The 24528-nt window shown below is 43.4% G+C and carries 19 protein-coding genes; 11 read left to right on the top strand and 8 right to left on the bottom strand.

Annotation, left to right across the window (positions count from 1 at the left end):
- The first annotated feature begins 5 nt into the window (after positions 1-5).
- The gene (locus tag KFT32_RS00220) at positions 6-1301 is read left to right on the top strand and encodes a multi-tm2 domain protein (protein WP_249344785.1); all 1296 of its coding nucleotides are present in this window, start codon (positions 6-8) and stop codon (positions 1299-1301) included.
- A 73-nt stretch (positions 1302-1374) separates the two neighbouring features.
- On the opposite strand, the gene KFT32_RS00215 is transcribed toward KFT32_RS00220, so the two are convergent.
- The 7 genes from KFT32_RS00215 to KFT32_RS00185 all read right to left on the bottom strand — a co-directional run bounded on the left by KFT32_RS00215 (position 1375) and on the right by KFT32_RS00185 (position 8820).
- Entirely contained in the window at positions 1375-2019 is a 645-nt protein-coding gene (locus KFT32_RS00215) for a methylthioribulose 1-phosphate dehydratase (protein WP_211744962.1), read from the bottom strand.
- 2 nt (positions 2020-2021) lie between these two features.
- Complete coding sequence (locus tag KFT32_RS00210) at positions 2022-2690, bottom strand: 2-hydroxy-3-keto-5-methylthiopentenyl-1-phosphate phosphatase (RefSeq protein WP_211744961.1); 669 nt, start codon at positions 2688-2690, stop codon at positions 2022-2024.
- Positions 2687-3910, bottom strand: a complete 1224-nt coding sequence (locus tag KFT32_RS00205; protein WP_211744960.1) for a 2,3-diketo-5-methylthiopentyl-1-phosphate enolase — start codon at positions 3908-3910, stop codon at positions 2687-2689. The genes KFT32_RS00210 and KFT32_RS00205 overlap by 4 nt, the downstream gene beginning before the upstream one ends.
- Positions 3907-4767, bottom strand: a complete 861-nt coding sequence (proC, locus tag KFT32_RS00200; protein WP_211744958.1) for a pyrroline-5-carboxylate reductase — start codon at positions 4765-4767, stop codon at positions 3907-3909. The genes KFT32_RS00205 and proC overlap by 4 nt, the downstream gene beginning before the upstream one ends.
- A gap of 28 nt (positions 4768-4795) precedes the next feature.
- Positions 4796-6043: a glutamate-5-semialdehyde dehydrogenase gene (locus KFT32_RS00195; protein WP_211744956.1), complete on the bottom strand. Its 1248-nt coding sequence runs from the start codon at positions 6041-6043 to the stop codon at positions 4796-4798.
- Positions 6044-6101: 58 nt separating this feature from the next.
- Positions 6102-7208, bottom strand: a complete 1107-nt coding sequence (gene proB, locus KFT32_RS00190) for a glutamate 5-kinase (RefSeq protein WP_211744954.1) — start codon at positions 7206-7208, stop codon at positions 6102-6104.
- 400 nt (positions 7209-7608) lie between these two features.
- A complete protein-coding gene (locus KFT32_RS00185; RefSeq protein ID WP_211744952.1) occupies positions 7609-8820 on the bottom strand; it encodes a pyridoxal phosphate-dependent aminotransferase in 1212 nt (403 codons plus the stop codon).
- Positions 8821-8992: 172 nt separating this feature from the next.
- Here KFT32_RS00185 and KFT32_RS00180 point away from each other — a divergent pair, with 172 nt between their 5' ends.
- Positions 8993-9838 (top strand): carbon-nitrogen family hydrolase, encoded by an 846-nt coding sequence (locus tag KFT32_RS00180; RefSeq protein WP_481856278.1) that lies wholly within the window; start codon positions 8993-8995, stop codon positions 9836-9838.
- A gap of 388 nt (positions 9839-10226) precedes the next feature.
- On the opposite strand, the gene KFT32_RS00175 is transcribed toward KFT32_RS00180, so the two are convergent.
- Positions 10227-11141 (bottom strand): LysR family transcriptional regulator, encoded by a 915-nt coding sequence (locus tag KFT32_RS00175; protein WP_211744949.1) that lies wholly within the window; start codon positions 11139-11141, stop codon positions 10227-10229.
- A gap of 205 nt (positions 11142-11346) precedes the next feature.
- On the opposite strand from KFT32_RS00175, the gene KFT32_RS00170 reads away from it, so the two are divergent.
- The 9 genes from KFT32_RS00170 to KFT32_RS00130 all read left to right on the top strand — a co-directional run bounded on the left by KFT32_RS00170 (position 11347) and on the right by KFT32_RS00130 (position 24290).
- The gene (locus tag KFT32_RS00170; protein ID WP_211744947.1) at positions 11347-11697 is read left to right on the top strand and encodes a DUF3889 domain-containing protein; all 351 of its coding nucleotides are present in this window, start codon (positions 11347-11349) and stop codon (positions 11695-11697) included.
- A gap of 261 nt (positions 11698-11958) precedes the next feature.
- Complete coding sequence (leuC, locus tag KFT32_RS00165; protein ID WP_211744946.1) at positions 11959-13380, top strand: 3-isopropylmalate dehydratase large subunit; 1422 nt, start codon at positions 11959-11961, stop codon at positions 13378-13380.
- A 71-nt stretch (positions 13381-13451) separates the two neighbouring features.
- Positions 13452-14054, top strand: a complete 603-nt coding sequence (leuD, locus tag KFT32_RS00160) for a 3-isopropylmalate dehydratase small subunit (RefSeq protein ID WP_211744944.1) — start codon at positions 13452-13454, stop codon at positions 14052-14054.
- A gap of 330 nt (positions 14055-14384) precedes the next feature.
- Entirely contained in the window at positions 14385-15779 is a 1395-nt protein-coding gene (locus KFT32_RS00155; RefSeq protein ID WP_211744942.1) for an N-acetylmuramoyl-L-alanine amidase family protein, read from the top strand.
- 24 nt (positions 15780-15803) lie between these two features.
- Positions 15804-16490 (top strand): GerMN domain-containing protein, encoded by a 687-nt coding sequence (locus tag KFT32_RS00150; RefSeq protein WP_211744940.1) that lies wholly within the window; start codon positions 15804-15806, stop codon positions 16488-16490.
- Between the two features lie 75 nt (positions 16491-16565).
- Positions 16566-19292: an S-layer homology domain-containing protein gene (locus KFT32_RS00145; RefSeq protein ID WP_249344782.1), complete on the top strand. Its 2727-nt coding sequence runs from the start codon at positions 16566-16568 to the stop codon at positions 19290-19292.
- Between the two features lie 89 nt (positions 19293-19381).
- Entirely contained in the window at positions 19382-20089 is a 708-nt protein-coding gene (gene nth, locus KFT32_RS00140; protein ID WP_211744938.1) for an endonuclease III, read from the top strand.
- Between the two features lie 16 nt (positions 20090-20105).
- A complete protein-coding gene (locus KFT32_RS00135) occupies positions 20106-20378 on the top strand; it encodes an NAD/NADP transhydrogenase alpha subunit (protein ID WP_211744936.1) in 273 nt (90 codons plus the stop codon).
- Positions 20379-20612: 234 nt separating this feature from the next.
- Entirely contained in the window at positions 20613-24290 is a 3678-nt protein-coding gene (locus KFT32_RS00130; protein WP_249344779.1) for a dynamin family protein, read from the top strand.
- The last annotated feature ends 238 nt before the right edge of the window (positions 24291-24528 follow it).

The following is a 24528-nucleotide window of genomic DNA, read 5'->3' as shown; positions in this document are numbered from 1 at the left end:
ATGATATGAATATACAGCAAGACCGCAGTAAGCTGCTTGCCTTCTTATTAAATTTTGTACCAGGGCTTGGGCATTATTATTATAAATATAAAGTGAGAGGCTTTATTTATGGATTTATGTTTTTTGCATTACTCGGATTTGGTTTTTTACTATTTATAGGCAATGCATCGGAGGAACTTGGTCTTCTTTCCGTACTGGGAGCTGGATTTATATGGTTTATCAGTATGTTTGATATGGTCGTTAAACTACTTCGAGAACCTGAACATCCGGTTAATTATCCTCCAGGATACACAGGATATATGCCTAATACAAACGGCTATGGACATCTAGGTCATACTGGAGAGCATAACCTAGATCCTGACCATCCTCTGTACGGAATGCCTCACGGTCAAGGGCCAGGAATGGAACCTCCATTCGGATTTCCCCCGCCGGAAGGTTATGTTTATCCGAATCAAGGAAAAGGTAGAGAGAGCGAGCGTTTTTTCACCATCCTCTTATCTTTTATTCCGGGACTCGGCCATTTGCACCTTGGATTGTTACAGCGAGGTCTCTCCTTTCTAATTGGATTTTTTGGACTGGCGATTATGTTAATATTTGTGGCGGCCATCTCTGGAAAAGAAGTGATACTCCTCTTCTTGCTACTGCTTCCTGTTATGTGGCTGTACAGTATGTTTGATGCAGTCCAGCATGTACATCGCAAACAGGCTGGAGAAATTCTGGAGGATAAGACACTGTTCGAACAGCTTGAACATGGGCGCAGCCACGGCAAACGAAGCAAGGTGATCGCCACGTTACTAGCTGCTTTTCCAGGGGCAGGCCAGATGTATCTTGGACTACAAAAACGAGGGCTGCAGCTCATGTTGCTGTTCTTTGGGAGTATTTACATTTTAGACTTGCTGAATTTATCGCTGTTCCTGTTCCTCATTCCGATTATCTGGTTTTATAGCTTCTTTGATGGGCTCCAACTATCCAGTAAATACGGTAGAGAACCTTTACTAGATAGACCCGTGATCGAAGGATGGAACAGGTATCAAGGCTGGATTGGTGCTGCCCTATTATTTCTCGGGATCTATTATATTTTACTGCGACTGGTCGTTCCGGAGTTAGAGAATCGCTTTGAGTCATTGCAAATCTTTTATAGCCTTCAGTCTTATATGAATACCATCGTCGTTTCATTGCTCCTTATCGGGGGAGGACTGAAACTACTCTTTTCTCCGAAACGGAAAGAAGATGAAGGAGAGAGACTTCTCAGAGAGCTGGAACGTGATATGGATCTATCTTCTTATCAAGATAGAGAGTAGGATGTAAAACTTATCTCTTATAAAAAAAACCGTAAGAACGTCCGATTGGCGTTCCTACGGTTTTTCTTTTGTATTATTTTTTAAGTAAAAGTCCGCGGTACATTACTTCAAATAAGAACTCAAACGCCTCTAAATGCTTTCTTGCTTCGAAGGCGTCTTTACCCCATACATAAATACCGTGATTACGCAGTAGGATACCAGGGACCTTCTCCTGAAGCGTACCAGGCACTAGCTCGGCAATGGAAGGAATATGTGCATAGTTAGGGAGAACAGGGACCTCAATGGCCGCATTTTCTTCCCAAATGTTAAATGCTTTGATCAGCTCGATTCCTTGAATAGGCACATGACCTTGATCTCCGTAGTACTCACTAATTAGATTATTAAAGACGGTGTGAACGTGAAAAACAGCTCCACAACCCGTTAAGCGATAAATTTCGCAGTGGATCAAGGTTTCTGCACTTGGTTTCAAGTTGGTGGACTCACAAGCTTTTCCGTCCTTGTCTACAAAGAGGAAGTCTTCCGGTGTGCGGGCTGCTTTATCTTTACCGCTTGCGGTAACCGCAAAATGGAATTGTGCTGGATCAAATTCTCCAACACGCATGGAGAGATTTCCGCTAGTTCCTGGAAACCAGCCTCTCTTGGCAAAATCATCTTTTACATTGGCTAGTTCTGAAATAATGCGGTTTTTTTCCTCAGTGGTGATGTCTGAAAAAGTCATGATTATGCCTCCTGAACACGTTTCAATTGTAAGTTTTCTAAAATATCAAAGAAAGTAGTAAAGGGGACGTGAGGGACTTGCAGTTCCTCGCATTTTTTAGTTAAGATCGATCTGGAATAAACGAGGTCTGCGATTTTGGCACCCTGGAAGTCCGTCAGACTGTCACCGATCAGAATGCGTTCATAGGAATCCGGATCGAATGTACGCATAATGGTTGCTTTACACATGCCGCAATCATTCGTACATGGTGCTTCACAAGGATGAGGCCACAGAATCTCAATGTTCTCACCATTAAAGTCAGCACTGTTACAGTAAACATGATCACTTGGAATTCCATACGGCGCGAGTAGAGGGTCAATAAAGAAATCCATGCCTCCACTCGTCACATAAAATTCAATTCCTTCCTCACGTACATAGCTAAGGAACTCAGCAAAACCATCCCGTATACCGGCTTGTCCAAGCACAAACTTGATAACCTCATCCTTTTGAGCAGAAGGAATAAGGGCGAACATAGCGCTTACTCCTTGTTGTAAAGAAATCTTCTGGTCAACCGTATCTTTCATAATCGGTTCATAACCAGCAGGTTGAAAATGCTTCATGATGGCTACGATATTGTCGGATAACGTAATCGTTCCGTCAAAGTCGCAGAAAATAACCGTTTTTTTACTCACTTTGTTTCTCCTCCCCAAAGATGCAGGGCAGTTTCAAGTTCAGGATGGTTTGAAGCATATTCTGAAAGCGAAATCCCTTGCTGCGTTGCTTCAATAGCTTGAACAAATGCACGTCCACCGGCTTCCGTGCCCATCGGGTGACCGTGAATGCCGCCGCCCGCATTTACAATGACGTCGGTACCAAAATCTTTCAAGATCAGTGGAACCAGTCCAGGGTGAATTCCGGCTGAAGGTACAGGCATACTCTGTTTCACGGAAAAGGCAGGGGTTAACAGCTGTTCTTTAATCCCCATATTTTCTTCGCGTGGCATCGTTACTGAGCCGTACGGTGAAGGGAAGAGAACAAGATCAGCTCCAGCCAGACGCATAAGCTGTCCGAGCAGGACAGAAGCCGAAATACCATGGTAAGGCGAAGGGTAATAAGCACCGGCAAGCGCCGGATGAGCCATGATCGGAACGGTAATCTCTGGATCCTTACTCAATTCATGCAAGACATCATACCCATAGGACAATACATTGAATAGCAGGGCATTAGCACCCGCATCGATGGCTTTGCGAGCCTGTTCATGTAGACGGGAAGTTGGTCCTGTCAGGTTTGTCGCATATAGCAGTTTTTTGCCGGTTTCTTTGCTTGCTTCTTCCGCGGCTCTCAGGCAAACTTCTACTCTTTTTTCAATAGGGGTAAGTTCATTCTCAAATAAAATCTCATCATCCTTGATGAGATCTACACCACCAAGTGCTTGACGCAGAAATTGTTCACGTAGTTCGGAAGCGTTTAGTCCAATAACGGATTTGAAAATACTCATTAGCAATGGACGATCATGAACGCCAAGAAGATCACGTACGCCTTGAATACCAAATTTAGGGCCAGGGAAATGGGAAGCAAAAGAATCTGAGAATCCCAGCTGCATCAGCTTGATTCTACCGTCCATCGATATTTTTCCAAATACCGTAACGAGCAGGGCAGGGATATCTTTGCTGAAATTAATATCCGGATAGGCTATAGTTACATCTCCATAACGCGTTCCTGGCTCAGCATTCTCAGGTTCATGAACCTGTACTTCAACAACTTGACCTAGGTGCTGTTTCATTGCTTCTCTTTTCACTTCGGGTAGTTCAGTCCAGCTTCCTACTGTCATACCGACAGCGATGGACTCCGCTTTTTTGTGGAAACTCGCTTTATCATCATAAATTCGATAAGTTGCTGTACAATAACTCAATTGATCTCCTCCTTCAATGCATCGCCCATTTCACGGGAACGCTCTGCACAGCGATCTACAGCAGCAATGACAGTTTCTGTGAAATTCCCTTTAGCCAGCACTTCAAGTGCAGCCTGGGTTGACCCATTCGGCGAAGTTACTTTTTTACGAAGGTCTTCTGGGCTTTCACCCGTTTGCTGTACCATTCTGGCCGCTCCAAGTACAGTTTGTACGGTCAAATCTCGAGCTTGATCAGAAGTAAGTCCACCGCGAACGCCTGCTTCGATCATCGCTTCCATCATGTAATAAATGTAAGCCGGGCCGCTTCCGGAAACACCCGTCAAGGTTTCAATGGTAGACTCTTCAATTATCGTGACGATCCCCACCGCTTCAAATAGGGTACGGACTAGCTTTTGGTCATTTTCACTAACTTCATCAGAAAAAGCGATTCCCGTCGCGCCCAGCCCAATGGTGCTGGAAGTATTCGGCATGGTCCGAACAACCGGATGTTTTTTACCAAGCAGGGTCTGCATCGTTTCGATGGTCATACCGGCAATAACTGACACGACGAGTTGTCCTGGAGATAAGAGAGGTCCCAAATAACGAAGCGCTTCTGCTGCATCCTTAGGTTTCATCGACAGAACGATGACATCTGTCGTTTGTAGTACATCTTCTTTGGCAGCTGCCTCAGACGCTGTAATAACACCGTATTTATTTTCGAGCTCTTGCAATCTCTCCTTGTTGCTGCGATTCATCATCGTGATGGAGGAAGGAGAAAGTACAGACCTTGAAATGAGTCCTCTTGCAATCGCTTCGGCCATAGCGCCTGCCCCGTAAAAAGTAATCTTTTTTTGAATTAAAGCACGAGTTCCGCTCATAGATGTAATTCCTCCTGATCATCGTTAATTAGTGTCTGATTTGCCCTGTTCCATAAATACGATATTTAGTAGAAGTGAGTGCTGGAAGTCCCATTGGTCCGCGTGCATGCAGCTTTTGGGTACTGATTCCGATTTCGGCACCATAACCAAATTCAAATCCATCAGTGAAGCGTGTAGATGCATTGTGATAGACGGCTGCAGCGTCCACATGTTGCATAAATTGTGCTGCTGTATCTGGGTCTTTCGTTACGATACATTCGGAATGCATTGTACTATATTGCGCAATATGTGCCAGTGCTTCTGCGAGGTCATTTACGATTCGAACATTTAGTACATAATCGTTATATTCCGTAGCGTAATCTTCCGATGTGGCAGGGAGTGCCCAAGGAGCGATCTGAACAAAAGCTGAACAACCCCGCAGCTCTACGGATGAATCTTGAAACGCTTCTGCCAGCTTTAAAATATTCTCCTTACCGTAGTCCTTATGAATAAGTAGTGTCTCCATAGAGTTACAAACAGAGGGACGCTGTACTTTTGCATTTAATGCGATTTCGCGGGCCATCTGTTCATCTGCATCCGCAGCGATATAGGTATGGCAAATCCCAGCGCCGGTTTCAATAACAGGAACCGTCGCATTTTCAACGACATTCTGAATAAGTGAGGCCCCGCCTCTAGGAATAATGACATCAAGCAGACCTTTGCATTTTAACATTTCATCTACCGAAGCTCGGTTTGGATCTTCAACAAGCTGGATCGCTTCTGCTGGTACCGGGGTATTTTGGAGTGCTTGTTTCAGCACTTCTACAATTCTCTGGTTTGATGAGAGGGCAGAGGAGCCTCCTCGTAGCAGAACGGCATTACCGGTTTTAAGGCTAAGGCCGATAGCGTCCACCGTAACATTAGGTCTAGCTTCGTATATGATCCCGATGAGTCCGAGCGGAACACGTTCTTTTTCAATCCGAAGACCATTAGGACGCTGGATCACTTCAAGAATGTCTCCGATCGGATCACTGAGATCGGCAATTTGGCGCAGACCTTCGGCAATGCAGCGGATTCTATCTTCATTCAGACTGAGACGATCGAGCATAGCCGTTGGGGTTCCATTTTCCTGACCTCTCACAAGATCAAGACGGTTTGCTTCTATGATGGAAGATTGTTCATTAATTAGCGCATCGGCCATGACAGCGAGAGCAGCATTTTTTACTTCTGAAGAAAGGCCTGCGAGCAGAGCTGTAGCTTCCTTGGCTAGTGTTGCTTTGATTTGTACTTCACTCATTACTCTTTCACTCCTTATAGTTAATAATTAATAGGCTTAAGAGGTACATTGTATGTTGTTATTTCAGCGTAACCCATTCATCCCTGTGAACTACTTCCAAACGGCTCATCGTTCCTTCCAACTTTTTGAGTACTTCCTGACTAGGAAGTCCCATGATAACCCGGAGTTGATCTTCATCGTAGTTTACAATGCCACGACCGATGACATCACCTGTCATGCCTACAACCTCAATGACATCGCCGGACTGAAAATGACCCTGGACTTCTTTCACTCCTACGGGCAACAGACTATGGCCTCCATGAATAAGCGCTTTTTCAGCGCCTTGATCGACTTGCACGGAGCCAAGTGGGGAAGACATGAAACCAAGCCACTGCTTCTTACGAGGGAGGGAATGAAGACGTGTATCAAAATACGTACCTTTACCTATATCATGAAAGGCTGCCTTCATATCTCCCTGCTCAAGTACACGTCCAACAAAGACAGGAACTCCGCCCCTCGTCGCAACCTTGGCTGCATCGACCTTGGAGCGCATGCCTCCTGTACCGACGGCAGAGCCGCTTCCGCCTGCGATTGCATAGATTTCATCTGTAATCTCTTCAATACGGTCAAACTTTTTGGCATCCGCCTGTTTCCGAGGATCCGCAGTGTAGAGACCATCTGTGTCAGTTAAAATAAGCAGCTTATCTGCCTTAATAAATCCGGCCACGAGCGCGGACAGCATATCGTTATCTCCGAATTTTAACTCGTCAACGGAGACGGTATCGTTCTCGTTAATAATTGGCAAAATTCGCTGTTTTAATAATTCGTCAATAGTCATAACGGCATTTCCCATCCGTTTGCGATTCAGAAAATCCGTACGTGTCAGTAGGATTTGTGCTGTCTTTACTCCATGTCCTGCAAAAGCCTGTTGATAAGCTTGCATAAGTAGAGCCTGCCCAACAGCTGCGGCTGCTTGTTTCTCATGTAGAAGTTTGGGGCGGGATGTATACCCGATGTGACCAAATCCGGCTGCAACTGCTCCGGAAGTGACAAGTAGAACTTCATGACCTTCTGCATGGAGTGCAGCAATTTCGGCCGCGAAAAACGCAACGGATTCTTGATGTAATGAACCTGAATCGGTAGTTAGAGAACTACTTCCAATCTTAATAACGATCCGAGAAGACATGTGATGATCTACTTCCTTTCTTATAACATGTAGTCCAAATAAAAAAAACTTCCGTCCTTGTAATGCAAAGGACGAAAGTTTGAGCTTCCGCGGTACCACCTTTGTTGATGATATTCATCATCCAACTCGTAGGCCTTATAACGTTAAGGGAAACGTCCTATTCTCAGTATAAGGCCGCTCAGGGGTAGGTTTCAGAAATGTCCGTGGTAAATTCTTTCAGCCGGTGGAATTTACTCTCTGAGTGCACGGAGGAGTTTCTTACTGGTCCCGTCAACACGTTTACATTTTTAAATTACAGTTAGAATACCATGGAAAAAGGACCGTTGCAAAGAGAAATAAGTGAAGTAGATGTTAGAGCGAGTCTACTCATTCTCGTAATGATCAGCAAATCTTACTATCATTACCGAAACAAACCAAGCTTTCCGATACGCCTAGCGGCTTCCCGCAGTCTTTCTTCATCACTTAGCAGTCCTACGCGGACATAGCCTTCACCGTGCTTTCCAAAACCAATTCCCGGTGCTACAGCTACTTTTGCTTCACGGAGTAGAAGATCAGCGAAAGATGCGGAAGTGTATCCATTAGGTACAGGTAGCCAGCTAAAGAAAGACCCTCCAGGTTTTGTAGCAGTATACCCGATATTGTCTAGCTCACTAAATAGGGCATTGCGGCGAGATTCATAGCGGGATACCAGGTCAGCTACACAATCTTGGGAAGAGATAAGCGCAGTCTGCGCGGCTGCTTGGATACCTCCGAATAAGCTGACATAGATGTGATCTTGCAACTGATTGATGAGCTTAATAATTTCTGCATTCCCAAGAGCAAAGCCTACTCGCCATCCGGCCATATTGTATGTTTTGGACAGGGTGTAGAATTCAACCCCAACTTCTTTCGCTCCTGGTGTCTCCAAAAAGCTGATGGGACGATGTCCGTCAAAACCGATAGCACCATAGGCAAAATCACTTGCAACAACGATGCCGTTTTTTGCAGCAAACTCTACAGTCTCTTCATAGAAGGAACTTGGAGCAATGGCGGCAGTAGGATTGTTTGGGTAATTGAGGAACATCAGTTTTGCTTTATTTACATCCCGTTCTGAAAGGGCACTATAGTCGGGCAAGAAGTCATTTGACTCAAGCAGTGGCATGAACGACATTTCTGCTTTAGCGAGAGCAACGCCAGACCAGTAATCTGGATATCCCGGATCGGGTACGAGGCAAACATCACCAGGATTTAAGAGGACTTGAGGAAGCTCGACGAGCCCTGTTTTTCCTCCGAACAAGATGGCTACTTCTGTTTCGGGATCAAGCTCAACCCCATAATCTTCTTTGTAACGTTGAGCAATGGCTTCTTTTAGAAAAGGATAGCCGCTAAAAGGAGAATATTTATGATAAAGCGGGTTGTCCGCTGCTTCTTGCAAGGAGGATACAATATGCTTTGGTGTTGGAGTATCGGGATTACCTTGTCCAAGGTTAATAACATCATGTCCTGCCATAACCTCTCGGTTTACATTTTGAACAAGAGTAGCGAAAAACTGAGTAGGCAGGGTCTTCATAATCTCAGCAGGTTCGATCGTAAATCTAGACACATTCGCAGGTTGTGCTTGAGATGACTTCATTTCATCACTCCGGTTTCATCATAATAAAAAGTAATTTTAATCTATCACGATTTATCCTAGCTGTATAGATGGGTTTCTAATGAATGACTTGTGCGTTTTGGAACAAAACGTCTATGATAGGATTAATTTATTTTATATGAAGCTGGATGTAGTGTAAAAGGAGAACGAGAAGATGACAAACCCGAATATTGAAATGACAGAACTGACGAAGGATGCGCTCCTTCAGATTGTATTAATTCAGAGTGACATTCAAATTGGTAATCCTGATGCGAATCGAAAACATATGCAGTTACTCATAAAGCAGGCTATGGAAAATAATCCGAATGCTGAAATTATCGTCCTGCCAGAGATGTGGAATACAGGTTATGCACTTAGTGAGATTCATGAGCTGGCGGATGACCAAGGGAAAATAGAGCGTGAATGGCTGCAAAAGTATGCTGCCCAATATAAAGTTAATATTGTTGCCGGTTCTATTTCCGAAAAAGTGGACGGGCAGATCTACAATAGTATGTATATCTTTAATAAAGAAGGAAAAGAAGTAGCTCGTTACGCCAAAATGCACTTATTCCGCCTTATGGATGAAGAGAAGTATCTTGCTTCAGGAGAAGAACCGGTTACATTTACTTTTGACGGGAACTGGACTGCGGGAGCTTCCATTTGCTATGACATTCGTTTCCCTGAGCTTGGAAGAACGCTTGCCCTTAATGGGGCTAAGGTATTGTTTGTTCCTGCTGAGTGGCCTCATCCGCGCTTGCATCACTGGCGCACGTTGCTGATGGCAAGAGCAATCGAAAATCAGATGTATGTTGTCTCCTGCAATCGGGTAGGCGTTAGTAAGGAAGCGCATTTCTTTGGTCATTCGATGATCATTGATCCATGGGGAGAGATTGTGGCAGAGGGCGGAGACCAGGAGGAAATACTAACAGGTACCATTGATCCTGCGCTAGTAGATGAGGTGCGCGGACGAATTCCGGTATTTGAAGATCGTAGACCGAATCTCTATTTTGAGCAAAAATAAAATAATTTATATAAAAATAGATTCATCTCCTATATAGGAGGTTAATAGATCATATCCCGTCACCAAAAGGAGGATGATCACCATGGATTACCGCAAGGCTAACCATTTGGAAGAGAAACTCAGGCGACAAGTTCACAAGTATGTGAGGGATGATCGAGAAAGGCCGTTCTTAGAGAGCCGGGATGGAGATTTATCACCCCCGACCTAATAGAAATTGGAAACAGGTTAGTCAAACTGACTGGATTCTGATGAATGAACCTAACAAGCATGTGAAACGATAAACGTTGTTACTATTTATATTTGTCCTCTGATTTAAGTAAGTAATTTTACTGTAAAGAGACAGCAAAAGAGCCTGGAGATTCCGGGCTCTTTTTGTGTTGATATGTAGCTATTCAGTAGACATTTCCTGAATGGTGGATTTAAATGTCTCAATAAAAGCTTCGGCCGCTCCCGATAAATATCTACCCTTTCGATAAGCAATGACCAGTGTACGGCTTGGAGCCGCTTCAATGGGCAAATAGACCGGAACAAATTCACTGCTCGGAGCACGAGCAATGAACCTCGGGACAAGGGTGATGCCCATACCTGTCGCAACAAGAGATTGAACGGTCTCCATGTTATTACTTTCGAACACAACTTTAGGTTCAAAACCTGCTGCCTGACATAGATCGAAAGTCAGTTTACGAAAGCCCTGCCCTTTTTTTAATACGACGAATGATTCGTCTGCCAGTTCTTCCATCCTGATAGGGACTAACGAAGATTCTGGATTTCGAAGGGCAAGTGGATGGTCTTTTGGGACGGCTAGATCAATCCGCTCTTCACCAATTTCAATGTATGAAAGGGAAGGTTCTTGAAGGGGGAGAGATAATAGGCTGAGATCACTTTTACCGCTGGCTGTTAACTTTTCAAGGTTCATAGAAGAGTCTTCAAGAAGTGCGATTTCGATATCGGGATAATTTTCACGAAAAGCAGGAAGGACATGCGGCAATAGATGTGATCCTGTTATGGGCATACTGCCGACGACAACTTTTCCTTTACGAAGCTGAGAGATATCTGACATTTCTTGTTTCAGCAGCTCAACCGCATCAAGAATGTCACTCGCCTTGGAAACAAAGGATGCACCAGCATGGGTAAGTTCGACTGAGCTCGTATTACGCTGAAAAAGCAGTACTCCTAGCTCCTTCTCCAGCTTGGATAATTGTTGACTAAGAGAGGGCTGAGCAATATGAAGTTTTTCAGCGGCTCTCGAAAAATTTTTCTCTGCAGCGATTTGAAGGGCATATTGTAATTGCCTGAGTTCCATAAATGTCACCTCACGTTGTTAAAAAGATCAAAATAAAAAATAAGATGTTACTTGTTTATTTCATTATATAGGTTTTACCTCTGAGTATATATATATTTCATTGATTAGATCAATAAGTGCATAACCGATTATAAATCGCCGCATAATGTGGGGAACGTTAATAACCATCCTTATTTTCTAAATAGAGTGAAGGAGCTGAAAATAGTTGAAGTATTTATTTGGCAGTCTAGTAAAGCGGAGAATTATAATAAGTTCGCTGTTGATGATTCTATGCTCATCTAGTGTATTGTTCCTAACTCCAGCGCCGCAGGTTCATGCTGAACCTGGTTATGCCAAGTGGGGTGCAATTGCTGTGACGAAAGCACAGTCAAAATATGGTGCTTCCGTGAAAGATTACGCACATATAGGAAGAACTTCTCTTTCCGATTCAATGGCAGAAGAGAAATTCCGGTTGCTGATGAAAAAGGAAGACAAGGAATTTACGATCCAAGTGACGGTCCGTTTTAATTCACAGACCAATGAATTAGCAAGTGTTGATTTTTCTAAAGTCGATTAAGGGTCTGTCTTTTTATTAGACGTACATCATTCCAAGGTTAAGTGAATTTATTTCATATGTTTTTTGAGATTAATCAACATCACTTAACCTATGGAATTTGTACATGGTGACACGAAATAGTCTATAGGGTAAGCCTATCACATCTATAGTTTTTATATCTTGGAACAATATGTCTTTCTCATGCTATATTGAGTTTATTAACAGATGCGGCATGTGATGCCCTTCTGAATCCAGAACGAAAATTTAGCTGAGGTGAGAAGAATGAGCAAAAAGACGATGTTCGAAAAAATTTGGGAAAACCACGTGATTACGCAAGAAGAAGGGAAGCCAAGCATTCTCTATATTGACTTGCACCTCGTTCATGAAGTTACCTCTCCGCAAGCATTTGAAGGTCTCCGTTTGAGCGGACGAAAGGTTCGGCGTCCTGAACTTACTTTTGCCACTATGGATCATAACGTCCCTACTAAAGATCGTTATAACATTACGGATCCAATCTCGAAGCAACAAATCGATACACTTTCCGCTAACTGCCGTGAATTTGGCGTAAAACTCTATGACCTAGATACCCTTGATCAAGGGGTTGTACACGTAATGGGTCCAGAGCTCGGTTTGACGCATCCAGGGAAAACGATTGTGTGCGGTGACAGCCATACTTCCACTCATGGTGCATTTGGCGCCCTTGCCTTTGGTATCGGTACAAGTGAAGTTGAGCATGTTCTTGCAACCCAATGTTTGCAACAAGCGAAAGCGAAGACGATGGAAGTTCGTTTTGTTGGTAATCGTAAAGCGGGTGTGACAGCAAAAGATATGATTCTAGGTGTCATTGCCAAATACGGCACTGATTTTGCGACAGGTTACGTAATTGAGTATACAGGTGAATCCATACGTTCACTCAGTATGGAAGAACGGATGACGGTATGTAATATGTCCATTGAAGGCGGAGCGAGAGCAGGAATGATTGCTCCGGACGAAACGACTTATAATTATCTGAAAGGCCGTCAATATGTACCGAAAGATACTGATTTTGAAGCTGCAAAACTAAGATGGGATGATCTCACTACTGATGAGGGAGCAGAGTTTGATACTGTCCTTGAGTTCGATGTTGAATCACTCATTCCACAAGTAACCTGGGGAACAAGCCCTGGTATGGGAACAGATATTACATCCCGTGTGCCAGTTCCTGCTGAACTTCCAACGGAAAATGAACGTAAAGCTGCTGAAAAAGCAATTGAATATATGGGACTTACACCAGGAACTCCAATGGCTGATATTGAAATTGATTATGTATTTATTGGTTCCTGTACGAACGGACGAATTGAAGATCTTAGAGCAGCAGCTGAAATCGCCAAAGGATACAAAGTGTCTGAGCGAGTTACAGCAATTGTCGTACCTGGTTCTGGTCGTGTTAAAATCCAGGCTGAACAAGAAGGACTGGACAAAGTATTTACGGAAGCTGGTTTTGAATGGCGTGAAGCTGGCTGCAGTATGTGTCTTGCGATGAATCCGGATGTACTTCAACCGGGACAACGTTGTGCTTCAACATCCAACCGGAACTTTGAAGGTCGTCAAGGTCGTGGAGGCCGTACTCATCTGGTATCTCCAGCTATGGCAGCAGCAGCAGCAATTCAAGGACGTTTTGTAGACGTTAGGGATTGGACAGTAAAATCGGAAGTTGCAAACTAAACCTGATATAGCACAGACGTATGTAAAGTGGGTATCAGATTTCTTATAAAGAGCGGAGAGGAGCTATAAACATGGAGGCTTTTACAAAATTATCAGGTATTGTAGCACCCGTCGATCGGGTGAATGTAGATACGGATGCGATTATTCCTAAACAGTTTTTGAAACGAATTGAACGTACAGGGTTTGGACAATTTCTATTTTATGAATGGAGATTTGATCAAGAGGGAAATGAGATTTCCACTTTCTCCCTAAACCAGCCTGAATACAAGGGGGCTTCTGTACTTCTTTCAAGAGCCAACTTTGGTTGCGGCTCATCACGTGAGCACGCCCCTTGGGCCATTATGGATTTTGGATTTCGCTGCGTGATTGCTCCTTCTTTCGCAGATATTTTCTATAACAATTGCTTCAAAAATGGAATTTTGCCTATCAAGTTATCGGAAGAGCAGGTTGAAGAACTATTTCAGCGTACCAACCAGCATGAAGGCTACCAGCTGAATGTTGATTTGGAGAACAATTCTTTAACTGATGCCTACGGATTAAGTGTACAATTTGAACTGGATGAGCATCGTAGACAATTCCTATTGCAAGGTCTTGATGATATCGGGCTGACTCTACAGCATGAAGGTGCCATTTCTGAGTATGAAAATAAACATGCCTCGTTACTATTTGCTTAAACTGCATACGATTAAAAGTCTGATGGATCATGATGGTCCACAGACTTTTTTTATTATTTTTTACTGAATAGATAAAAAATGATATTCATAAATAAAAATAAAACTGCACCTAACAATAAATAAATTATGCTAATCTATCGGAAAATGACAAAAAATATGCTAAAATATGACAAGTTCGTTGCATACTCTATTCCATTTGTTTGATATGATTGAGATAAGTCCGCAACTTTCACCCTTTATTGTCGTCTAATATTAATGTTAATAGTAAATCTCGCTACATAAATAACGAGTTTACTAGACTCAAATATTGAAGAATTGGAAGGGTGAAGGATGAAAAAGTTAAGAATTCTGGTCGCGGTGCTATGTTTTGTGTGGTTATTTCCTGGTAATGGACAAGCAGCGACCAACATCAAGATTTTCCTCGATGGCAATCAGGTAAGTTTACCTTCAGGTGTAAATGCTGAGCTCATCAGTAATAAAGTCATGATACCTATTCGTGTCGTCTCAGAGGAACTTGGATACAGTGTCGGTTGGGAACAGAAGACGAAGACGGTTACTATAATTCAGGATAAAAAAGTGATTAAAATGGTAGCGGGTCAAAAGACAGCCACCGTGGACGGTTCCAAAATTAATCTTGATATTGCTCCTGTTATTAAAAAAGGAACGACCCTTGTTCCAATTCGTTTCGTTGCCGAAGCAATGGGAATGAAAGTAAGTTGGAACAACCAGACCAAATCGGTCTATCTAGTTTCGGCTAATAGTGGTTCAGGCGGTGGAACTCCACAGCCACCTGCGGGAGGAAACGAAACGGATCTAACTCAGGTGAACGGCATCAGTTTTACCGACAGCAAACTCATGATTGCAACGAGCGGTGGAGCTAAACCTTCGGCCTTTACGATGACTTCTCCGAATCGAATTGTCGTGGATATTCCAAATGCGGAGTTCAGCAGCCTCTTTGAAGGAACACAAGCACTAGACCTTACTCGAAGTGTAGCAGGGCAGATCGTTGTGGATGGTTATCCAGGTGTGGAGAAGGTAAGGTATTCTCTATTTAGTGAAAGTCCTTCCACTGTTCGTGTAGTGGTAGATCTCAGTAAAGCGATGACGTACAAGCTTTCCACATCCGCAGCTGGGTTGATCACGGTAACGATTAATACAAGTGGTGGTGAAACAACCCCACCATCTACTGTGAAGAAAACGATTGTCATCGATGCGGGTCATGGAAATCAAGATCCAGGAACTATTGGTATAACAGGCAAGAAAGAGAAAGATTTTAACCTCTCCCTTGCACTAAAAATTGAGCAACTACTGAAAAAAGAATCAAGCATTAAAGTCATTATGACGCGTAATGATGATAATTTTCTTAAACTTGCAGAGCGTGTAAGTCTCGCGAATAAAGCGAAGGCAGATTTGTTCTTGTCTATTCATGCAAACAGTGGTCCTGCTTCCGCTACGGGTTCAGAAACTTACTATAACCGCGCGAATAGTAAATCGCTTGCTACCACAGTTCATAAATATTTGGTACAAGCTGCCGGATTGAAAGATCGTGGTGTGAAAACAGGTAATTTTGCTGTTATTCGTGATACAACAATGCCAGCTATTTTGCTGGAAGTCGGATTCCTGAGTAATAAGAATGATGAAGCGGCCCTCTTTAACGAGACATTCCAGAATCGTGTTGCAGAAGGTGTCGTTAAAGGTATGAAGGAATATTTGGGCGTGAAATAAGAGATGAGAAGGGGGATTAGACAAATGAACAACAAAAAATGGTGGATGATTACTCTTCTCGCAGCTATGCTGCTGGTAGTAACCGCATGTGGGAATAAGCCTGTAGCTGCTCCTCCGGAACAACAAGGCAGCGATGTAACAGAGCCGGGTGATGTGACGGATGAACCGCAAGATAGCGATGATAATCCTCAAGACCCTGCTAGCACCGATGATCCTGACCAAACAAACGTTGAAGAAGGCACTACTACAGGTTCTGGTACAGGTAATACAACAGAAGGTTCAACAAACGGAGGGACGACAGCTCCTTCCGAAGAGACAAAGGAAGAAACAATTAAATTGTATTACACAGATCCTGAACAGATGGAGCTCAAAGCAACAGAGGGGAAAATATCCTTCAAGAGCGACTGGAGTAAATATGAGTCAGCCTTCAAATCACTACAGCAAAGTGACAGCGATGAATTGGTTCCTCTATGGTCTAGTGAAATTACAATAAATAAATTGGAAGTAGACGGCGGGAATATTACGCTTGATCTTAAAATTCCAGCTACTGCTAACCTAGGATCTGGCGGAGAACAATTTGCGCTAGATGCACTGAAACAAACCTTCTTCCAGTTCGATGAAGTCAAGTCCATCGAATTATTGGTAGATGGTGAACAAAAAGAAAGTTTGATGGGACATGTAGAACTTGAGCATCCCATGACAAAAGAATAGGAAGCAGGACATAAAGTCGTCCGATTGCCGACATGGTAAGAGTTTTGATGTGCATATAAGAGAGGAGAAATTATTTTGACTTTCAAACCCAGCAATATCAATTCCACTCATTCTAAAAAAATGGTATCTGCCATGCTCGCCAGTCTGATGGCGCTTAGTGCCTACGCAGGAGTAGCGGGAGCTGAAACAGCTCCCGCTTCTGTTACGGCTACGGCGTCTACAGGCTTATTCACTGATGTGAAGAGCGGGTTTTGGGCAGAAAAACATATTTACAAATTGGCATCACAAAACATTCTTCTTGGCAACAACGGTTTGTTCAGACCGGGTGATGCGGTAACCCAGCAAGAGGCAATTACGATGGCAATTCGGTTTGTGAATCGTGAAGCAGAGCTTCCAAGTGGTGACAAAGCAAAACTGCCTGAAGGAATTAGCACAAGCAATTATTTTAAACCCTATGTTTCGTTAGCATTTGACCTCGATTTAATTGATGAGAATGAAGAACTCAAGGCCACTGTTGACAAAGGCACGTGGGGAGAGAAAAAAGCTTCTCGTGAATGGATTGCGAAGCTTATCATTAGAGCGATCGATAAAGAAGCCGAAGCAAAGGCAGCGGGGAAATTGGCAACTGATTTTGCGGATAATGACAAAATTTCGGACAGTGCGAAAGGTTACGTAAATGTAGCAGTAGACTTAAATATTGCCCAGGGAATATCCGGGAATAAATTTGATCCACAAGGCAATGTAACTCGTGCACAGCTCGCGACATTCTTCAGCCGTGGTGGAGGTTATAAAGATTATTCTTACGCAGGACAACACAAGGGATACATAACAGAATTAACAGATAGTAAAATAACCTTGTACACGGGTAGCACATATCTAACTTTAACTAGAAATGCAAATACACCTTTCTTTACAAGCACTTCCGAGCAGAAGATTACTGCTTCTGATATTGCATTATATAGTGAGGTAATGATTGCGGGTAACAATCAGACAGCAGCTTATGTGGAGAGTTTGAACAACACTCCTAAGACAGAAACAATAGAAGGTAGCTTTGAACGTTTGTCCGGAAATAAACTTTGGCTTTTTGCTGGGGACAAGTATCAAGAGTACCCATTCACAGACAAGACTGTATTTTACGATCAGAACGGAAATACGATTAAACCTGCAGACCTGACTGCAGGAAGTGTAATAGAAATTCAGAGAGAAACCTTTACTTCGGAGAAACAACCCGTTATCGTCCAAGTGAAGTCAGGTATGGTGAATAAGACAGCATCAGGAAAAGTTCAATCCGTTGATGCGACAGCCAAGACGGTTTCCGTAGTGAATGATTCCGGTGCAATCGATGTACTGAAAATCGTAGATGGAGTCAGCATTATTAGATATCAAAATGAAATTGTAACGCTATCTGAACTCAAGATGGGAACTGCAGTGAAATATACAATTAAAGACAGTGTAGCCCAATCGATTGAAATTACAGCAGGTGTAGAACGAACGGTTCGCGGTACACTATATGAGCTTGGAGCTAATCAGTCGACCATTACGTACAAAAGAGATGGCGGTTCACTGGAAGTGAAATTGCTCGTTGCAAATCCTCAGATTGTGATCAGTGGAATAGACCAGCCAACAATCGCTGATCTGCTAGCCGATGGTAAATCAGGCGATGAAGTGGAGATCACACTGAATAGTAATGAAGAAGTGACTAAGATTGAAGTGCTGAACCGTCAGATGGAACAAGTGAATTTGGCAACCGTCGTTTCCTATAACGGAAAAACCAAATTGCTAACCGTACTTGACACCAACAAGAAACCGCAAGTATTTACACTTGATGAAAAAACAAAACTTGATTACAATACAACTTCTCCGACACTATCAGGTATTGAACCTTACTTGACAGATGGTCGTAAAGTGAACTTGAGTACAATTGGAACACGTGCTTTGTCGCTTTCTATTGTATATAAGTACGAAGGAACGGTTGCAGAAATAAATACAAATGGAAAGACAGTGAAGTTACTCCAAACGAACGGTCAAAGTATAACTTTGCCTTATCAAACTACGCCTTCTGTTGAGCTATATGGAAAGAGCAGTGCTTCTTTGTCCGATCTGAAAGTAGGCGACCAGGTTACTGCGATGCTTGGTGCTAACCAGGACGTTATTAGTAAAATATATGTAAAATCTGCTGCGCAGTTTGAACTCCTATCTTTGAATCTTTCCACTTTCCGTGCAGAGGTGAAAAAAGATGGATCTACAAGTCAAATTTATGTAGACAAACTGACAATTACAGGCGATAATGGAGCAGCTCTAAAACCGGCTGATTTAAAAGTAGGTTCACTTATCAATGTATCTTTTGACGGAAATACAGCGCAGTCTATTCAGGTTGTAAAACAAACATGGGGCGAAATTAGCAACATCAGTGGAAGTACGGTTACTTACAAATCATCTTCAGGTTCCAGCGAGTCTGTGAATGCAGCTAAAGTAAAAGTAGTGAAGAATGGCAGCACATCAACCACTCTTGCTTCACTTGCAGTAACAGATCATGTAATCTTCACTAAAGATGCAGATGGAACTCCGGTTTTCCAAGTTCTTTCACCGGTATCTAAAAGTTTTTGGACTTATAACGCGTCTACAAATGAACTACAAGTGAAACGTACTTCTACTACAGATAGCAATTATCGCTATCAATTGTCACCGAATGTTTACATTCATCAAGGAGACAGTACTTTGAGCGTGCAATCTCTTAAAGATAATGATAATATTGTATTATATCTGTTGAATAATGTAGTAGTTGAGATTTCCAAACCGTAGTCATTTCTTTAAGTAGTAAGAAGAAGAATGACCGTCTTGATGCGGAATAGCCGTATCAAGACGTTTTTTTTGTAGGAGGTATGCTCTTCATGAATGCAACGACCGTGCGTCACATTCTTGATACCATCGCAAACATGTTTCCTGATGCTCATTGTGAATTGAACCATAGCAATGCTTTTGAACTTACCATTGCTGTCTTGTTGTCAGCACAATGTACAGATGAAACAGTGAATAAAGTGACAGTGGACTTGTTCCAAAAATATAAAACTCCTGAAGATTATATTGCTGTTCCTCTTGAAGAACTAGAGCAGGATATCAGAAGAATCGGTTTGTATCGCAACAAGGCGAAGCATATACAGAATATGTGCCGTATTTTGATAGAGCAATATGAAGGAGAAGTGCCAAGTGAGCATGATCGACTGGTTCAGTTACCAGGAGTGGGGCGTAAAACGGCAAATGTGGTGGTCTCCAATGCATTTGGGGTTCCCGCGATTGCAGTAGATACCCACGTAGAGCGTGTGTCGAAGAGACTGGGTCTCGCAGGATGGAAAGACTCTGTTCTTGAAGTGGAGAAAAAGCTAATGAAAAGAGTTCCCATGGATGAATGGACACTTACACATCACAGACTTATCTTTTTCGGCCGATATCATTGTAAGGCACAGTCACCTAAATGTCAGGTTTGTCCGCTTTTGGACGTCTGTCGTGAAGGGAAAAAGCGTATGAAAACGTCCCAAATCAGGAAAGATAAGGAACGAAAGTCATCTGCTTTAAACCAAAATAAAATAGTAAACGAATAGTAGAGGATGAGAAAAAATGAAATGCATTTCCGTGTACACTGACAAATTTGACGCTTTTTCTGATATTTTTGAAGAAGTAGTTGCAACTGAAATGAGTGAAAATGAAGAAAAGGAAATCGAAGGTATTACAGTAAGCCATTCTGGCGATGTACCTGAACACTACCTTGAGCGCATGTCTCAAAAGACCGAAGTGGTTGTAATGAAAGACAAAGGCAGAAACATTACGATTTTGCAGCATGGACAAGTATTTGAAATCTTGCTTCCAGAGCTTGAAAACGCAGTTCAATAACAACTGTTGAATCGCTACAAATATAATGAACATTCCGAGTCGTATCGGCTGATGTTCTATAAAACCGAGTACTCCTCTTTGTTAGAAAGTTGACTTTCTTAAACAAAGTGAGGTACTCGGTTTATTTTTTTGATGGAAAGATTTTGCGAATTTAGGTTCAATTCTTAAGTTTTCAGTGATAAAATATACATATTTGAGTGAAATAGAAAAGTAGAGAAGGAGCCTAATGAGGACATGCTGACAAACAGGAGCAGACAGGATGAAGAAATGCGAATGCGTTTACAAGAACTGCAGCAATTTTTTATTCAGCACGAGGATAAACCGGCATCAGCAGCAATGGAAGATCTGCTTCAGAAAGCATCCGAAGATGAAGTAACGATCGCTTTTTGTGGTCATTTTTCTGCCGGCAAATCAAGCCTTATCAATAGTCTATGCGGCAAAAAAGTACTACCCGCAAGTCCTGTACCTACTAGTGCTAACGTAGTAGCGATTCGTAATGGAACAAAATTAGCTAAAATATATCAAACACCGAATGGAAATGAGCCGGATCTTTCATCCGCGGATGTAGACCCTTTAGTGGTACTCCCCGACGAACTGGACGAATATTGCAAGAATGGAGAGCAGTACTCTTTTATCGAAGTTTGGGATGAAGTTCCTCTATTGCAAGAGCATGCTGTTCTTCTGGATACGCCTGGAGTGGATTCAACGGATGGTGCTCACAAAAAAGCGACAGATTCTGCATTGCATCTGGCCGATGCCGTCTTTTATGTGATGGATTATAATCACGTACAATCCGAGAACAACTTGGCTTTTGCAAAAAGCTTATCCGATTGGGGGAAGCCGCTGTATTTGGTCGTAACCCAGATAGATAAACATAGAGAACAAGAACTGTCTTTTGCAGCATACCGTTCAGCTGTAGAAGAAGTGTTTGCTGCATGGGAAGTTACCTATGCGGGTCTCCTCTTTACGACACTAAAACAACCGGAACATCCTTATAATCAGTGGAATGAACTTGCCCATCTGGTTGAGGTGCTTCCCAGTCTACGAGCGGATCTCATAGGTCATAGTGTTGCTTCCTCAGCACGCCATGTAGGAGAAGAGTTTATTACAAATTGGGAATCTACATATGAGGAAGAAAAAGAGACACTGTTTGATGAGCTGGGCGGCCCAGAAGGAGTGGCACAGCTCGCTTCCGAAACTTTGCGTATCAATCAAGAAGTGATACAAACAAAGGAAATGGCAGCTGAGGAGAGGAAGCATTTTCGAGCGGCAGTCGATCAGTTGTTGTCTTCCGCTAATATAACACCTGCTGACGTTAGAACTGCGGCGGAAAGTTACTTGGAGAGTCGCCGTCCTGGTTTTAAAGTCGGTTTTCTATTTCGCTCCGGCAAAACGGAACAAGAAAGAGAAGAGCGGCTTCAGACGTTTTGGGAACTACTGAAGAGACAAGCGGATGGGCAAATTGCGTTCCATCTTCGCACGATGCTCAGAGAGCTCGGTCAAACCCATGGGTTATGGAAAGAACACTGGGATGAGAAGCTTGAAGCGGACTTATACGTTCCTTCTGTTGAACTGATTACGAAGCGCAGTGTTTCTGATACGCAGATTACAGGAGAATACGTACTAAACTATTGTAAAGATTTGCGAGCTGATCTGATAGCGTCATACCGCAAATCTGCACTTGAACTTGTCGATCTTTTGCTAGAAGAGTTGTCAGCGGCCAATGTTCCTGTCCTTTTAGCTTTGGAGGAACAAAAACAGCAGCTTGACCTGAAAAATAGGACAGCGGAAAAGTTGTCCCGGATAGAGCAGGATATCCGGAATGTTGCTGCTACCGTGCGGGAGCTGTTGCCGGCAGCAACTTCACTGACCTCCGGACTTTTGCCGGAGGTCAAGGGTGTAGCTGTGCCCATGAAGATTGGCACAGCTACACCAGCAGACGCAGCGCGTAACACTGCTGCGTCCGAGGCTACTAGCGCCCTGCGTGAACGCAAGGAGCGCCCTGCACTCGCCGCGCGCAGGCACGAGCGGCAAACGGCTGCTGCGGCTAGGCTCAACGCAGCCGCAGCACATCTTGCCCCGTATCCCGCCATGGCTTCGGCGGTACGAGGGCTGAACGCCCGCGCGGCATCGCTTGCGGGCGGAACGTTCACCCTGGCGCTGTTTGGTGCTTTCAGCGCTGGTAAGTCTTCTTTCGCCAGCGCATTGCTGGGCGAAGCGGTGTTACCGGTGTCGCCGCATCCGACTACAGCGGCGATTAACCGGATTATGGCGCCAGCAGAAGGCATGGCGCACCGGACGGCACGAGTTACCATGAAGCCTTACGACAGCCTTTGGGCGGATCTGTCTTTTTCCTTTGATCTTCTTGGACTTGGCGTCCCAGAAGAGAAAACATGGAAATCAGCGGTGAGTGCTTTGACTCCGCAGCAAGTACACCCGGCAGGTCGGCCCCATTATAGCTTTTTGAAAGCAGCGGCCAAAGGGTATGATGAGGCCTTGTCCAAACTCGGCCAGTCCTTTATTGCGGATATGGATGAGTATCGTGCCTATGTAGCGGAGGAGTCTAAATCTTGCTTCGTAGAATCCATCGATTTGTATTACAGCTGCGAACTAACGAACCAAGGTATTATTCTCGTCGATACACCAGGAGCAGACTCCATAAATGCGAGACATACGGGCGTTACGTTCAACTACATGAAGAATGCGGACGCGCTAGTGTTTATTACTTATTACAATCACGCTTTTTCTCAGGGAGACAGGCAGTTCCTAAATCAGCTTGGACGGGTAAAAGACACCAAATCGCTGGATAATATGTTCTTTGTCATCAACGCAGCAGATCTTGCTGCTTCGCCTGATGAACTGGAGCTTGTTAAAGATCATGTAGGTCAAAAACTGCAACAAAGTGGTGTTCGTTCCCCGCATCTATATGCGGTCTCAAGTTTACTTGCACTGGAAGCCAAACAATCCGGGCATGAAGATCAGCTGGCAGCGTCCGGTTTTGCGGAGTTCGAACAAGCTTTTAGTAAATTTGCAGGTGAAGAGTTATTAGATATCGCGCTCATTGAAGCGAGTAAAGATATAAAAATTGCTCGCAATAGAGTAGAGCAATGGATTCGGGATGCCCGTCAGGATGTGGAAGTCAGAGTGCTTCGGAAAGTGGAGCTGAATCAAGCATTGGAACGAGGAGGGAAGGTGCTTCTATCTCTTGCTCATCAGGCTAAAGATCATGAAATTGCTCAGGAGACGAGTGAATTGATCTTCCACGCAGGTCAGCGTATCGGATATCGAATTTCTGAGTTTATGTCGGAAGCATTTCATCCTTCCGTACTGAGAGAAGATGCGGGTGATTTAAAAGCCATATTTATCTCATCTGGCCGAGAACTGCTTCGAATGCTGAATCTTGAAATGCAGCAGGAGCTACTTGCGACATCGATCCGACTGGAGACCAAAGGTAAACAGCTAGTAACCAGCACAGCAACAGACGTCACGAAAGAACTTAACCAACTGACTTCAGGCACATCGCTCTCCATAGTCCTATCCAAACTTTGGGATACACCATCCCTGCAGCAAAGTGATGATAAGGAAAGAATAGATTTCAAATCGTTCTGGAAGTTATTCAAGAATCCAAAGTATTTTTTCGAAGGAAATGGCCGAAAAGAATTACAGCATGTTCTTGAACCGGAACTAAAGCAATACATCAGTAAACAATTGCAACAAAATGAGTCCTTGCTTATTCAGTACTATCAAAGTCTTATCCGGACATCATTTAGTGATGTCTCCTTAGATCTGAGTGAGCAGTGGAAAGATAATATCGCTGGGATGTTAGCAGCACTTGATCTGGCAGATGATTCAGAAAAGTTAGTGAAACTTGCGCAGGACCTGTCCTCTTTGGAGCAGGAAACACATATTTAAGAACGTGCAAAACACCTTTACTTCGCGTTTTTCGCGGAGGGGGTGTTTTTTTGCTTGAATGACCCCGAATAGAAGAGGATATCTGACCATTTAATTGAGAGATGGCGTTTATTTCCTTATATTGCCCTTTCATACTAAAAGAAGGCGGAATATGAGTCGTTTCCCGCTTTGCCGGGGTGGTAAGGCGGTGATAAACTTCATTAATGTTCATACAAGATAAGAAAGTATTTTAAGGAGG

Origin of the sequence: Paenibacillus sp. Marseille-Q4541, from assembly GCF_018310695.1 — a bacterium.
Classification (GTDB): Bacteria; Bacillota; Bacilli; order Paenibacillales; family Paenibacillaceae; genus Paenibacillus.
Note: the sequence above shows the minus strand (reverse complement) of the source record. Positions and strands in the feature narration are given on the sequence as shown.

Excerpts from the sequence above, each read along its gene's own strand:
- proB (WP_211744954.1), bottom strand. The coding sequence starts at position 7,208 with ATGTCTTCTCGGATCGTTATTAAGATTGGAAGTAGTTCTCTAACTACC.
- KFT32_RS00220 (WP_249344785.1), top strand. The coding sequence starts at position 6 with ATGAATATACAGCAAGACCGCAGTAAGCTGCTTGCCTTCTTATTAAAT.
- leuD (WP_211744944.1), top strand. The coding sequence starts at position 13,452 with ATGGAGGCTTTTACAAAATTATCAGGTATTGTAGCACCCGTCGATCGG.
- KFT32_RS00175 (WP_211744949.1), bottom strand. The coding sequence starts at position 11,141 with ATGGAACTCAGGCAATTACAATATGCCCTTCAAATCGCTGCAGAGAAA.
- proC (WP_211744958.1), bottom strand. The coding sequence starts at position 4,767 with ATGAGCGGAACTCGTGCTTTAATTCAAAAAAAGATTACTTTTTACGGG.
- leuC (WP_211744946.1), top strand. The coding sequence starts at position 11,959 with ATGAGCAAAAAGACGATGTTCGAAAAAATTTGGGAAAACCACGTGATT.
- KFT32_RS00155 (WP_211744942.1), top strand. The coding sequence starts at position 14,385 with ATGAAAAAGTTAAGAATTCTGGTCGCGGTGCTATGTTTTGTGTGGTTA.
- KFT32_RS00130 (WP_249344779.1), top strand. The coding sequence starts at position 20,613 with ATGCTGACAAACAGGAGCAGACAGGATGAAGAAATGCGAATGCGTTTA.
- KFT32_RS00215 (WP_211744962.1), bottom strand. The coding sequence starts at position 2,019 with ATGACTTTTTCAGACATCACCACTGAGGAAAAAAACCGCATTATTTCA.
- KFT32_RS00185 (WP_211744952.1), bottom strand. The coding sequence starts at position 8,820 with ATGAAGTCATCTCAAGCACAACCTGCGAATGTGTCTAGATTTACGATC.
- KFT32_RS00135 (WP_211744936.1), top strand. The coding sequence starts at position 20,106 with ATGAAATGCATTTCCGTGTACACTGACAAATTTGACGCTTTTTCTGAT.
- nth (WP_211744938.1), top strand. The coding sequence starts at position 19,382 with ATGAATGCAACGACCGTGCGTCACATTCTTGATACCATCGCAAACATG.
- KFT32_RS00180 (WP_481856278.1), top strand. The coding sequence starts at position 8,993 with ATGACAAACCCGAATATTGAAATGACAGAACTGACGAAGGATGCGCTC.
- KFT32_RS00195 (WP_211744956.1), bottom strand. The coding sequence starts at position 6,043 with ATGAGTGAAGTACAAATCAAAGCAACACTAGCCAAGGAAGCTACAGCT.
- KFT32_RS00150 (WP_211744940.1), top strand. The coding sequence starts at position 15,804 with ATGAACAACAAAAAATGGTGGATGATTACTCTTCTCGCAGCTATGCTG.